Origin of the sequence: Rhodococcoides fascians NBRC 12155 = LMG 3623, assembly GCF_001894785.1 — a bacterium.
In the GTDB taxonomy this organism is placed as follows: domain Bacteria; phylum Actinomycetota; class Actinomycetes; order Mycobacteriales; family Mycobacteriaceae; genus Rhodococcoides; species Rhodococcoides fascians.
Genome location: NZ_BCWW01000006.1, coordinates 249,940 through 262,144, shown reverse-complemented (window position 1 = coordinate 262,144; position 12,205 = coordinate 249,940). Strand labels below are relative to the sequence as shown.

The 12,205-nt window shown below is 66.7% G+C and carries 10 protein-coding genes; 6 read left to right on the top strand and 4 right to left on the bottom strand.

Annotation, left to right across the window (positions count from 1 at the left end; all coding sequences use genetic code 11):
* Positions 1-1,083 carry an alpha/beta hydrolase gene (locus RFA01S_RS14510; protein ID WP_052053330.1) on the top strand — a complete coding sequence of 361 codons (1,083 nt, stop codon included), beginning with the start codon at positions 1-3 and terminating at the stop codon, positions 1,081-1,083.
* Between the two features lie 35 nt (positions 1,084-1,118).
* Here the strand turns inward: RFA01S_RS14510 and RFA01S_RS14505 are convergent, their stop codons facing one another.
* Positions 1,119-2,513 (bottom strand): alpha/beta-hydrolase family protein, encoded by a 1,395-nt coding sequence (locus RFA01S_RS14505; RefSeq protein ID WP_052060639.1) that lies wholly within the window; start codon positions 2,511-2,513, stop codon positions 1,119-1,121.
* The gene (locus RFA01S_RS14500) at positions 2,513-3,154 is read right to left on the bottom strand and encodes a hypothetical protein (protein WP_032407037.1); all 642 of its coding nucleotides are present in this window, start codon (positions 3,152-3,154) and stop codon (positions 2,513-2,515) included. The genes RFA01S_RS14505 and RFA01S_RS14500 overlap by 1 nt, the downstream gene beginning before the upstream one ends.
* 220 nt (positions 3,155-3,374) lie before the next feature.
* On the opposite strand from RFA01S_RS14500, the gene RFA01S_RS14495 reads away from it, so the two are divergent.
* The 4 genes from RFA01S_RS14495 (at position 3,375) to gatB (ending at position 7,950) form a co-directional block, all read left to right on the top strand.
* Positions 3,375-4,562, top strand: a complete 1,188-nt coding sequence (locus tag RFA01S_RS14495; RefSeq protein WP_032407038.1) for a sensor histidine kinase — start codon at positions 3,375-3,377, stop codon at positions 4,560-4,562.
* A gap of 10 nt (positions 4,563-4,572) precedes the next feature.
* Positions 4,573-5,235, top strand: a complete 663-nt coding sequence (locus RFA01S_RS14490) for a response regulator (protein WP_032391549.1) — start codon at positions 4,573-4,575, stop codon at positions 5,233-5,235.
* Positions 5,236-5,336: 101 nt separating this feature from the next.
* A complete protein-coding gene (locus RFA01S_RS14485) occupies positions 5,337-6,368 on the top strand; it encodes an ATP-dependent 6-phosphofructokinase (protein WP_032366581.1) in 1,032 nt (343 codons plus the stop codon).
* Between the two features lie 70 nt (positions 6,369-6,438).
* Positions 6,439-7,950: an Asp-tRNA(Asn)/Glu-tRNA(Gln) amidotransferase subunit GatB gene (gatB, locus tag RFA01S_RS14480; protein WP_027496639.1), complete on the top strand. Its 1,512-nt coding sequence runs from the start codon at positions 6,439-6,441 to the stop codon at positions 7,948-7,950.
* A 72-nt stretch (positions 7,951-8,022) separates the two neighbouring features.
* Here the strand turns inward: gatB and RFA01S_RS14475 are convergent, their stop codons facing one another.
* The gene (locus RFA01S_RS14475) at positions 8,023-9,171 is read right to left on the bottom strand and encodes a PQQ-dependent sugar dehydrogenase (protein WP_032407039.1); all 1,149 of its coding nucleotides are present in this window, start codon (positions 9,169-9,171) and stop codon (positions 8,023-8,025) included.
* Between the two features lie 93 nt (positions 9,172-9,264).
* Here RFA01S_RS14475 and RFA01S_RS14470 point away from each other — a divergent pair, with 93 nt between their 5' ends.
* Positions 9,265-10,206, top strand: a complete 942-nt coding sequence (locus RFA01S_RS14470; RefSeq protein WP_032407040.1) for a DoxX family protein — start codon at positions 9,265-9,267, stop codon at positions 10,204-10,206.
* Between the two features lie 108 nt (positions 10,207-10,314).
* Here RFA01S_RS14470 and ilvD read toward each other — a convergent pair whose 3' ends face one another.
* A complete protein-coding gene (gene ilvD, locus RFA01S_RS14465; RefSeq protein WP_032407041.1) occupies positions 10,315-12,156 on the bottom strand; it encodes a dihydroxy-acid dehydratase in 1,842 nt (613 codons plus the stop codon).
* Between the last annotated feature and the right edge of the window lie 49 nt (positions 12,157-12,205).

Genomic DNA, 12,205 nt, shown 5'->3' with positions numbered 1-12,205 from the left:
GTGCTGCATCGGTGGGCCGCCCGGTTGGCGCATCTGCCCTTGCTCGGTGGAGCGGTCCCGGTCATCGGATTGGCGGCGGCCACGGTGCTGGCGATCGTGGCCGCCGGTGCGATCGTGGTTCGCATCCGCCGTGGCCGTCCGCTCGGCTCGCCCGTCGGTGGGCTGAGCGCACTGGGCCTGGCAGCGGCGCTCCTGGTGGCGACCGCCGTACTGACCAACCTGACGGTGACGCGGTACCCCACGGCCGCGTCGGCACTCGGGCGTGCGCCGGTCGTGCACGTCGAAGGACACGGCCGGTTGTTCGACGTGGAGGTGCCCGGCACGGTGTCGCAGTTCCGTGCTCGTCCGGCGACGGTCTATCTCCCGGCCGCGTACGACGACGGGGCGGACGACCTCCCGGTACTGGTGTTGCTCACGGGACAGCCCGGCCATGTGGTCGACTGGATCGAAGGTGGCCGACTACCGCAGACGATGGACGCATTCGCGGCACGTCACGGCGGCGTCGCCCCGGTTGTCGTCGTTGCCGACGGGCTGGGGGACACCGAAGCCAACCCGATGTGCATGGATTCGGACCTCGGTAATGCTGCGACGTATCTGACAGTCGATGTCCCGCAGTGGGTTCGGTCGAACCTCCACGTGTCCTCGGACCCGCGATCCTGGGCGGTCGGCGGGTACTCCTACGGCGGAACCTGCGCCCTTCAGCTCGCGACGACGGACCCGTCGGCGTACCCCACATTTCTCGACATCTCCGGTGAGGACGAACAACGTCGTGGCACCAGAGCGGAGTCGGTCCTTGCTGCGTACGGGGCGGACACACCGGCCGACGAGGATCGGTTCGATCGTTCTACGCCGCTGAACGTGCTCTCCCGCAACAGCTTTCCCGACTCTGCCGGTGCCTTCGTCGTCGGAGCCGACGACGAGGAGTTCAGGCCGCAGACCGAGCGGGCCTACCGGGCAGCCGCCGCCGCGGGCATGGATGTGCACTACAGCGAGCTGCCGGGAGGACACTCGATGCAGGTCTGGGCGCCTGCGCTCGATCAGGAGATGGACTGGCTCGGCAATCGGCTCGGTCTGCTCGGCTGACGGACCAGCACTCCCTTTTCCGGCGGCCCCTCTCGTTAGCGGCAGCGAGCCATGGCCTCGCCCTGGTCGGTCCCGTATCGATGGCCGTGGCCCGACGTGACATCCAATGCGGCGAGCAGGTCGACGGACGTCTGCAGGAAGCCGACGACAGGCAACCACGGCGGCCGTGGGGCGTCGATCGTGAACGTCGTCGTATCCGGCGGCGACCACAACAGATCGAGAGACCATCGCGCGACGGGGTCCGAGGAGTTGGCCAGGACGGCGGCACCGTCGGTGTCGACCGATCCCGCGGGCGGGCCGGCCCAGACAGCCCCGCAGAGTGACGAAATGTTCTGTTGCACGGCAAGGTACGCATCACTTCCTGCAACCGAACCCAGGCTCTGGCCGTACACGACGACTTTCGGTGTGGTCGGCTCCGCCGCCGCTCGGGTGGCGACCGCTCGAACCACGGCGTTCGCGGACCGGCGGGCGTCGTCCTCGGCGAACAGGAAGGTCGCCCAACTTGGCTTGTCGGAGTACTGCACCGCCACCGTCGCGACGTCACCGCCGAACGTTCTTTCGGCCCCGGTGATCGCATTCTCGTCCACCCAGCCGGACCCGGTGGGAATCGCGACCACGACGACGCTGCGTTCGAAGGCTCCAGCCCGTTCCATCTCGGAGACGGCCAGTGCCACACGCTCGTCCGGTGTCGCGGCCGACTCGAGTCCCACGTACGTGCGTACGGTGTCGAGATCCTGCCCTCCCGACGCGAACGCGCGGCCCTCGCGTCCCAGCGTGCGCCACGGTGCCGAGGATCCGGGACCGCCGGATCTCGTCTCCGATGTCGGGGCGGCCACTGCGTCGTCCATCGCCGAGTTCGAGGCCGAGTACGAGGCCGACAGAGTGGACCGCACGAACGGAACGGCCAGGGTGTACGACAATGCAGCGACCGTGACGAGCAGTGCCACGCAACGGTTCCGGCCCAGAGCGGAGAAGATTCGCCGGAGCGCGCTACCGGCTCCGCACAGTACGAGCGCAACGCACAGGGCACCCCCGGTAACGTCGACGGCGTAGCTCCAGCTCACCGGCTCGACGTCCATCGCGGCTCGTAATCGATTCTGCCAGTGCATGTTCGAGGCCAACGCGTCGCCCGAGATCAATGCAGCAGTGACGACGGTCCACGCTCGTAGCCGTAGCGACGCGGGCCGTCGTGGCCCGAACACCCGTCGGCCCGCACATGCGACCGTCAGAGCGAGTGCCACCATGAATCCGGTGAACAGGGCCGCAGTGACGGCGGAGCGGGGCAGAAGTGACGGAGCCGAGGAGATCGCCACAGCCGCTGCAACGGACACCGACGTGCCGAGTCTCGGCAAGCGAAGACGGTTGGGCGACTCGACATCCGATGCGACTGGGGTCTCGACCTCGCGGTCCGGGATGGCCGTGGTGGACATCAGCGTCGGTCCGTGCGGGTCGGGGTCATCGACACACGTCGGTACCGCGCGACAACGGACGCGATCAGCAGCGTCAGCGCCAGCACGGCTCCGAACAGTGTCAGGGGCATGGCGGGTTCGGCGACCGGTGCACCGAACGATTGTCGCCAGGAATTGAGGTCGACTGCCGTTGCCGCCACGACCGCAGCTGCGTCGCAGATCTGCCGGGACCCGTCGTCGGTGCGATGGTGACAGGCGTCGTGCATGCGACTGTCGAGTTGGGCGTCGATCGCCCTGCGCCACTGTGGGTCGACGGTCGTGCCCGTCGCGTTCGCGTAACGGAGGAGGTCGTAGCCCAGGTCGTGGGCTCGGCACGCAGCCTCGAACTCGGGTGGCAGTGGGATCGGGGACGAGCAATCCCCGCCGGGATTGCTCGCCATCCCGTCCTGCACCGCGGGCCGGTAGCCCATGACGTCTGCGAAGTCGCTCGGGATGGTCGACGCAGCGTCCTCGGCGGGTTCGGTGACCAGTGCACGAACGGTCTGTGCCACGGGGGAGCGACGGTCCTCGGTGGGTGACGACGTTGCTGCTCCCGTCGTGGCGGTCACGACGACGATGGCAGCTGCCACGCACATCAGGGTGCGAGATATGTTCCGGCTCATGAGGATCGACGCTAAGTTCGGCCGGCCGAGGCAAGCATCGCTCCGAGGTTCGGCTGTGGTGAGTGCCCCCGGGACCGGTTCGACGCGGTCCTGATACCTCCGAGCCATGCCGAACCGATACCCCGGTACGAGGACGCCGGCGGTCGATGCTGCCTAGGCTCGAGACGTGCGAAAGAAAAGGTCGACGAGTCTCGAACTCGGGGTACGTGCTCGGCGCCGGGTGCCCGAGCAGATCGGCGGCGTCCGTTCGGTCGACGTGCTGATCATCGCGGTGACGGCAATTCTGTACTCGATCGCGTGGCCGACACTGACGGTCACGCATCAGGTTTCGGTTCCGTTGCTACCGTTCGTCGCAGCGTTGGCAGCGTTTCCGTTCGCTCTGATCAGACTCAATCCCGCGATGGGGTGGGCGGTATCGGCGCTGTCCGCGTTGGTGATTCCGGCGGCGTTCGACCGCGTTCCGGATTACGACTACCCGTGGCAAGTGGTGCACATCCTCGTCCTGTTGGCGTTGCTGTTCGCGGTCGCGCTGCGTTCTCCGGCGCAGGTGCTGTTGGTGGCGTGGTTGGCCAGCATGCTGGTGTTCTTCGCGTACATGCCGGGCTCCGACGGAATCGGGTGGTCGGTGGGCCTGACTGCCGTGGTCGTGTTCGGGCTGCTGATCCGGTGGCTCGTTCTTTCGCGCAGGCAGCTCGCGCAGCAGGAGGAGGTCAGCGAACTCGAACGCACTCGCCGCACGATTCTCGAGGAGAGGGCGAAGATCGCCCGCGATCTGCACGACGTCGTGGCACACCACATGTCGATGGTCGTCGTTCAGGCCCAGAGTGCGCCGTACCGACTGGACGACGTGTCACCGGCCGCGGCTCGAGAATTCGAGTCGATCGGCGCGAGTGCACGCGAGGCGCTCAACGAGATCCGGGGGATGCTCGGGGTACTGCGTAGCGATGGAGCGCAGATGCAGGACGCGCCCGCGCCGAGTGCACTGGATCTCGAACGCACATTGCAGGCAAGTCGCAGAGCGGGCATGAATGTGCGGTGGGCCATCGCCGGTACCGTCGAATCGGTCTCGGAGACAACAGGACTGGCCCTGTTCCGTATTCTGCAGGAATCGCTGTCCAATGCCGCGCGCCATGCGCCCGAAGCCGAGGTGGAGGTGGATATCGCGATCGGCCCTGCCGTCGTGGACATGACGGTGGTCAACGCACCGGCTCCGAACCCGAGCATCTCCCGCACTCCCGGAAGCGATTGCGGCGGGCACGGAATCGCGGGAATGCGCGAGCGAGCGCAGGCCGCACACGGCCGGCTGCATGCCGCCCCTCTGCCCGGCGGTGGGTTCGAGGTTTCGGTTCGTGTGCCGACCGGAATGTCGACTCCGCCGGCAACGGCTGACGCCGGCGACGCGGTTTAGGCTGTCACGCGTGGTTACAACGGTGTTCATCGCCGACGATCAAGCGATGGTGCGGCAGGGGTTCGGTGCACTGCTCGGCGCTCAGGACGACATCTCGGTCGTCGGCGACGCCGACAACGGTCGCACCGCGGTCAGCGAGGTAGCGCGGCTGTTGCCGGACGTAGTGCTGATGGACGTGCGCATGCCCGAGATGAACGGGCTCGACGCGGCCCGCGCGATCCTGTCCGCGTCGCACGCGTCGCCGGTCCGTGTCCTGATGCTGACGACCTTCGACATCGACGATTACGTCTACGAGGCCCTGGCTCTCGGGGCCAGCGGATTCCTCCTCAAGGACGCGGCGGCCGAGGAACTGATCAGAGGCGTACGAGTCGTCGCGGCAGGCGATGCGCTGCTGGCACCGTCGGTGACCCGACGCCTTATCTCCGACGTCACGACCCGTCGCGGAGCGCGGAGGAACACTCCTTCCCGCCTGGCCGATCTGACGCCGCGCGAGCGCGAGGTTCTCGAACTCATCGCGACCGGCATGTCCAATGCGGAAATTGCAGGTGCGCTGTTCTTGGCCGAACAGACGGTCAAGACCCATGTGGGCAAGGTCCTGAGCAAGCTCGGGCTACGCGACCGCGCGCAGGCGGTCGTGCTGGCCTACGAAACCGGTGTCGTCACGCCCAAGTGAGGCCGACCGGTACCGGCGCGCGCGGGGACCCACGCCCGATTAGGCTGATGTTCGTCACTTCGGTCCGCTCCGCGGGCCTGCGAGCAGAGAGGCCAAAATCGATGCGCATCGGAGTTCTGACCGGAGGCGGCGATTGCCCAGGGCTCAATGCGGTGATCCGCGCTGTCGTTCGCACCGCCGACGCGCGATACGGCTCCACGGTCGTCGGATTCCAGGACGGGTGGCGCGGGCTTCTCGAAGACCGTCGAGTCCAGCTGCGCAACGACGACCGCAACGACCGGCTGCTCACCAAGGGCGGCACCATGCTCGGGACGGCTCGAACCAACCCCGACGTGCTGCGGGCCGGTCTAGACCGAGTCAAGCAGACCCTCGAGGACAACGGCATCGACGTGTTGATTCCGATCGGCGGTGAAGGAACTCTGACGGCAGCTGCGTGGCTGTCGGAGGAGGGCGTACCGGTGGTCGGTGTCCCCAAGACGATCGACAACGACATCGATTGCACCGACGTCACATTCGGCTTCGACACGGCGCTCACCATCGCCACCGATGCGATCGACCGACTGCACAGCACCGCCGAATCGCACCAGCGAGTGATGCTGGTGGAGGTGATGGGGCGACACGCAGGCTGGATCGCGTTGCACGCGGGATTGGCCTCGGGCTCGCACATGACTCTCATCCCGGAGCAGCCCTTCGACGTCGAAGAGGTATGCACGTTGGTGCGCAAGCGTTTTCAGCGGGGCGACTCCCACTTCATCTGCGTCGTGGCCGAAGGGGCCAAGCCCGTCGAAGGGTCGATGCAATTGCTCGACGGCGGTATCGACGAATTCGGGCACGTCCGATTCACCGGAGTCGCACATCAGCTCGGCGTCGAGATCGAACGTCGCATCAACAAAGAGGTACGCACCACGGTGCTCGGGCACGTGCAGCGTGGCGGCACTCCCACTCCGTACGACCGTGTGCTCGCAACGCGATTCGGTGTCAACGCCACCGATGCCGCGCATTCCGGAGACTTCGGAAAGATGGTGTCGCTGCGCGGTGCCGAGATCGGCCTGGTGTCGTTGGCCGAGGCCACCAAGCAACTCAAGCGGGTCCCTCAGACCCGGTACGACGACGCAGCAGCGTTCTTCGGCTGACCCCGAGGCGATCGGTGCGCGAGGACACGTGGTTACTCGGGTGGCGAATGCAATGCATAAACTACGGAGCATGACTGCTGCAACCGTCGATCTGATCGATTACGACGATGTGCTCGCCACGTTCGACCCCGTGCTCGGCATGGAGGTCCACGTCGAGTTGGGTACGGCCACCAAGATGTTCTGTGGTTGCCCCACCGCGTTCGGTGCGGAGCCCAATACGCAGGTGTGCCCGGTGTGCCTGAGCCTTCCCGGCGCACTGCCGGTGGTCAACGCTGCTGCGGTGGAGTCGGCGATTCGTATCGGGCTGGCGCTCAATTGCTCGATCACCCCGTGGGGACGGTTCGCGCGGAAGAACTACTTCTACCCGGATCAGCCGAAGAACTACCAGATCTCGCAGTACGACGAGCCGATCGCCACGGAGGGTTACCTCGACGTCGTGCTCGACGACGGCAGCACGTTCCGCGTCGAGATCGAGCGCGCCCACATGGAGGAAGACACCGGCAAGTCGACGCACGTCGGTGGCGCAACCGGACGAATCGAGGGCGCATCGCATTCGTTGCTCGACTACAACCGCGCCGGTGTGCCCCTGGTCGAGATCGTGACCAAGACCATCACCGGTACCGGGGCGCGGGCACCGGAGGTGGCGCGGGCGTACGTGACCGCATTGCGTGACCTGTTGAAGTCGCTGAACGTCTCCGATGTGCGGATGGATCAGGGTTCGTTGCGTTGCGATGCCAACGTCTCATTGATGCGGAAGTCGGCCACCGAGTTCGGTACTCGCACCGAGACGAAGAACGTCAACTCGCTCAAGAGCGTCGAGGTCGCCGTGCGCTACGAGATGCGCCGTCAGGCTGCGGTGCTCGAATCCGGCGGCGAGGTGACGCAGGAAACCCGACATTTCCAGGAGTCCGACGGCACCACCACGGCGGGCCGGAAGAAAGAGACCGCGGAGGACTACCGCTACTTCCCGGAGCCCGACCTCGCTCCCGTGGCCCCGGATGCAGCGTGGATCGAGGAGCTGCGAGCCACTCTGCCCGAGCTGCCGTGGTTGCGCCGCGGGCGAATTCAGAAGGACTGGGGCGTCTCCGACGAGGAAATGCGCGACTTGGTCAACTCGGGTGCTCTCGAACTCGTGGCGGCGACCGTCGACGCCGGCGCGTCGGCGCAGGCTGCGCGGTCGTGGTGGGTGTCGTACCTGGCGCAGCAGGCCAACATCGCCGGCGTCGAATTGGGGGATCTGGCGATCACTCCGGCTCAGGTGGCCGAGGTGGCAGCCTTGGTGGCCGACGGCAAGGTCAACAACAACGGTGCTCGTCAGATCGTGGACGGCGTCTTGGCCGGTGAGGGCGAGCCCGCAGAGGTGATGTCGGCGCGGAATCTGGTGTTGGAGAAAGACGACACCAAGCTTCAAGCCGCCGTCGACGAAGCACTTGCCGCGAACCCCGGTGTGGTGGACAAGATTCGCAGTGGCAAGGTCCAGGCCGCCGGTGCCATCGTCGGCGCGGTGATGAAGGCGACGCGGGGACAAGCCGATGCCGCCCGAGTCAAGGAACTCGTGCTGGCGGCGTGCGGTCAGTCCTGATCGACGCATGAGCAGGGCGGCCGGGCAGCGATTGCTGCCCGGCCGCCCTTGTCGTTCGAAGGAGCTGTCGGATCAGTCGAAGCCGCCACCACCGCCGGCAGGGAACGGCACCTTGACGACGCGGTCGTCGGTGGGGCCGACGGCAGTGCCGTTCTTGTTCACCGTTCCCACCAGAATCTGACCGTCGCTCGTGCTGGTAGCCCCGTTCAACTGCCCGTACTTGTCCTGGATCAACAGGGTCGGCTCGGCCGAGACCGCTCCGGTGTTCGGGTCCGTGGCCAGTGCTGCAACAGCTTTCGCTGTGGTGAGGGCAACCGCGACGCCGCTCTGCCCGGCGGCGCACCCGGCCACACCCGGACGGTCGGGCCAGGTCCACACCGGGGAGAACACTGCTCCCAGCTTGTCGATGCGCTGCAGGCGATCCTCGGTGGCGGTGCGGTCGGTGACGTAGATGTTCCCGCTGCCGTCGGTGCACACGTCGCCCGCTGTGCCGATGCCACTGAGCGCGATACCCGGACGCGGGGGAGTGGGAGTGGGCGACAGTGATGTCACGCGTAACAGCTTGCCGGACAACGAGTTCGGGTTGGCGGCGGCGACGGGATCGCCGTTGTCGCCGGTCAACACCAGAAGTTCGTTCGGCGTGTAGAACTCGAGGGAACCTCGAACTCCCGCGGCCCCGCGGGGGATCCCGGTCAAGATGTCCTTGGGTACGTCCCCCTGCGCGAGCCGAACGACCCGCGTATCCGACGCCGTCGTGATCAGCGCGTAGAGCAATTTGTCCTCGGCGTACGTGGGCGAGAGAGCAATGTCGAGCAGGCCCCCGTCGCCGGTGCCGTCGACGGGGATCGTGGCCACCTGCTGTGGCGTCCGGCCTGCGGTGACCTCCATGATGCGGCCGGTCCTGCGTTCTGCCACGAGGCTGCTCTGGCCGTCGGGAAGAGCTACGAGTCCGCCCGTGGTGTCGAGGCAGGTGGCGATCACTGCTGGGTCGGGATCCACGCACGGTCCCGAGACGGGCTGCGGGGCGTTCGGACCCGCCGGGGGCGAGGTCTCGCTGGGTGTGGTGGGCTTGAGTTCGGCAGCTCCGACATCCGGCGCGGGGGTGAACGGGGACGAGTTGGAATCGTCGAATCGGGCGCACCCGGCGAGCAGAACAACCGTCGTCGACAGGGCGACCACAGCCGCGCGGGCAGTTCGTGACGATGCTCCGAGCGGCTTCATGGTTCGAACGTTACGGAACGTCGAGTCCGACGCGCCACGCGGCCGTGAGCGTCAACGTCGGTGGCGCGGGGTTGTCGGCCTTAGTGTGGGGAGGTGACCGATACACCGCGTGACCCCAACCAGCAGGATCCCTCGTACGAACCGGCCGAGAGCCCGTACGACAACCCCACCGAGAAGATTTCGCCCACGCGTTCGGGTTCCGACGCGTCCGGTGCATCGACCACAGCGTTCGGTGCGCAGCGTTCGGATCGTCTGCCCCGAACCGACGACGAGTTGGACTTCCCGAATTCCTCCGCATCCGACAAGCGGAGCACCGATGCGGCACCGACAGAGAAGATCCCGACGTACCGCCCGTCGGCCTTCGCCGACTCGCCGACCCAGACGACGGCTACGGCGGCCGGTGCCACCTCGAACGCGTACTCGGATCGTCCGACGGAGTATCTCGGTGAGTCCTCCGATTCGGCAGTCGCCGCCCCGGCAGCCCCGGTGCGCACCGAGACCGTGGAAGTTCCGGCCCGACGCGGCACCACCGATCTGGGCCTGTTCGTCCTACGCGTCGCCATCGGAGCAGTGTTCCTCGGGCACGGACTGCAGAAGCTCGTCGGATTGTGGAACGGTCCCGGGCTGGACGGATTTCAGAATCTCCTGGAGGAGTCCGGGTTCCGATACCCGGAGATCCTCGCCATCGCGGCCGCGGCCGGCGAAACCCTCGGCGGCGCACTGCTGATCCTGGGGCTGGCGACGCCGCTGGCCGGTGCAGCTGTGTTGGCGACCATCATCAACGCCTGGTGCTTCAAGCAGGTGGCGGAGCCGGGGCTGCAGTTCTCCGGTGCCACCGGCGTGGAGTACGAAACCGTTCTCGGCTTCGCGGCCGCGGCCATCATTCTCACCGGACCCGGAAAGATCGCGTTCGACGGCCGCCGTGGCTGGGCGACCCGCCCGCGCATCGGATCGTTCCTCGCACTCGCGGTGGGAATCGCTGCGGGCGTGTGCATCTGGATCTTCCTCAACGGAGCGAACCCGGTCGTCCGCTGATCCGGTCGACAACCAACCATGTGAGTGGTTCCTCGTAGCCTGCTACGAGGAACCACTCACATGTTTTTTGGATTCGTTCCGCAGGCTCCACTCACATGCTTTTTCTGCTCAGGGCACGTAGCGCACAGCACCCTTGTCCGCGGATGTCGCCAGTGCGGCGTAGGCGCGCAGCGCCGTCGTGACCGTGCGCTGTCGGTCGACCGGCTGCCACGGCCGCTCGGACGCGAGCATCTTCGCGCGTCGAGTCTCCAGAGTTTCCTCGTCGACGAGGATCTCGAGCGTGCGCGTGGCAACGTCGATGCGGACCTGGTCGCCGTTCTCGACGAGGCCGATCACGCCGCCGGCCGCAGCCTCGGGGGAAATGTGTCCGATGGACAGGCCCGACGTACCACCGGAGAACCGTCCGTCGGTGATCAGGGCACAGACCTTGCCCAGACCGGCACCCTTGAGGAACGCCGTCGGGTGCAGCATCTCCTGCATTCCCGGTCCACCCTTGGGTCCCTCGTACCGCACGACGAGCACGTCACCGGGTTGGATCTTCTTCTGCAGGATGGCCGAGACGGCTTCTTCCTGAGACTCGACGACCAGCGCAGGTCCCTGGAACGAGAAGAGGTCCTCGTCGATGCCCGCAGTCTTCAGAATCGCGCCGTCGACGGCAATGTTGCCGCGCAGCACCACCAGGCCACCCTCGACCGTGTAGGCGTGTTCGAGATCGCGGATGCAACCACCCGCGGCGTCGGTGTCGAGGGAGGACCAGCGATTGCTCGTGGAGAACGGTTCGACGGTTCGGACGCCGCCGGGAGCGGCATGGAACAGCTCGATCGCCTCGTCGGATGCGGCACCGGAGCGGATGTCCCACGTGTCGAGCCACTCGTCGAAGCTCTTCGTGTGGACGGTCGAGACGTCGGTCTCGAGCAGATTCCCACGCCGCAGTTCGCCGAGGAGAGCGGGAATTCCACCCGCCCGGTGCACGTCTTCCATGTGGTAGTCCGAGTTGGGCGACACCTTGGCCAGGCACGGCACCTTGCGGCTGATGGCGTCGATGGTGTCGAGATCGAAATCGACCTCGCCCTCCTGCGCCGCCGCGAGAGTGTGCAGCACGGTGTTGGTCGAGCCACCCATCGCCACGTCCAGTGCCATCGCGTTGCGGAATGCCGCCGGGGTGGCGATGTTGCGGGGCAGCACCGACTCGTCCTCGTCCCGGTAGTACTTGATCGCCGCCTCGACGATGGTCGTGCCGGCCCGGGTGAACAGGGCGCGGCGGGCCTCGTGGGTGGCCAGCGTGGAGCCGTTGCCGGGCAATGCCAGGCCGAGCGCTTCGGTGAGGCAGTTCATCGAGTTGGCGGTGAACATGCCCGAGCAGGACCCGCACGTGGGACACGCGCTGCGCTCGACCTCGTCCAGGCCCTCTTCGGACACGGCGTCGTTCGCGCTGGCGGAGATTGCGGTGATCAGGTCGGTGGGTGCCTGCGCGACCCCTCCGACGACCACCGCTTTACCGGCCTCCATCGGCCCACCGGAGACGAACACCGCCGGGATGTTCAATCGCATGGCCGCGTTGAGCATGCCGGGGGTGATCTTGTCGCAGTTGGAGATGCACACGAGTGCGTCCGCAGTGTGGGCGTTGGCCATGTACTCGACCGAGTCGGCGATGATCTCGCGGCTGGGCAGCGAGTACAGCATGCCCCCGTGCCCCATGGCGATTCCGTCGTCGACGGCGATGGTGTGGAACTCGCGAGGGACTCCGCCTGCCGCGCGGACGGCGTCGGCGACGATCTCGCCGACGTTCTTCAGGTGAACGTGGCCGGGTACGAACTGGGTGTACGAGTTCGCGATGGCGACGATCGGTTTACCGAAATCCGAATCGGTCATTCCGGTGGCGCGCCACAGCGAGCGCGCGCCCGCAGCATTGCGTCCGACAGTGGTGACCCGTGAGCGTAGCGGCGGCATAGTGCAGTTCCTCGTTCGTTGCAGCGGTGATCGCAACGAGGAGGTTACT